Origin of the sequence: Streptomyces poriferorum, from assembly GCF_019399235.1 — a bacterium.
In the GTDB taxonomy this organism is placed as follows: domain Bacteria; phylum Actinomycetota; class Actinomycetes; order Streptomycetales; family Streptomycetaceae; genus Streptomyces; species Streptomyces poriferorum.
Map to the genome: position 1 here is coordinate 1 of NZ_JAELVH010000665.1, position 716 is coordinate 716.

A 716-nucleotide genomic window follows, 5' to 3' on the forward strand; every position below is an offset into this window, starting at 1 on the left:
CCGCCGGATCGCTGCCGTCGACCGAGGTCAGCGGGGCGCGGTCGTCGACCTCGGTGGGGGCGGGGGGCTCGACCAGCCAGTCGGGGTTGGCCTGCTTGTCCCACCACCGCCAGGCGGCGTAGGCGGCGCCGGCCAGGAGGCCTGCCACGGCCAGGCCCTTGAACGCGCGGCCGCACCTGGCCCGCCGCTCGTGCTTCCGGGTCAGCTTCCTGATCTCCTTCGGCGTGACCTGTCCCCGCAGGGCGGCCAGCGCTGCCGTGCTGCGGGCGGTGGCCTCCTCGGCCACGGGCTGGGCGGCGGCGATGGCGTGTTCGACGCGCGGGACGGTGTAGTCCGCGGCGCTCTCGTCGACCTTGGGGGGTACGTGTGCGAGGGCGAGTTCGAGACGTGGTGCGAGGTGCGCGTCGTACTGGACACGGGCCTGCTGAGCTGCCTTCGACACCTTCGGCGCGAGCAGTGTGCGGGCCTCGTGCGCATAGTGAACGGCCTGCTCCTTGGCCGAGTCGGCGTAGGGCGCCACCACTACCGCGGCGTGCTGCACGCTGTCCCTCGCCGAGTCGGTTGCGGCGCGCACGCTGTCGATGCGGGTCACGGGATCCTCCTCCTTGGTGGCGGGTAGGTACTCCGCCTATCCACCCAGTTCGAGATCATGCCTGCAGGGGACCTGTGCGGCACGCGGAGCGGGCATCCGGGTCATTCAGGTCATCAGGGATGCC

1 protein-coding gene is annotated in these 716 nt (G+C 72.1%); it reads right to left on the reverse strand.

Annotated elements, in window-relative coordinates; genetic code table 11:
• Positions 1-592: DUF5324 family protein (locus JGS39_RS40320; RefSeq protein ID WP_219574696.1), on the reverse strand; the 592-nt coding region annotated here is incomplete at its 3' end.
• Between the last annotated feature and the right edge of the window lie 124 nt (positions 593-716).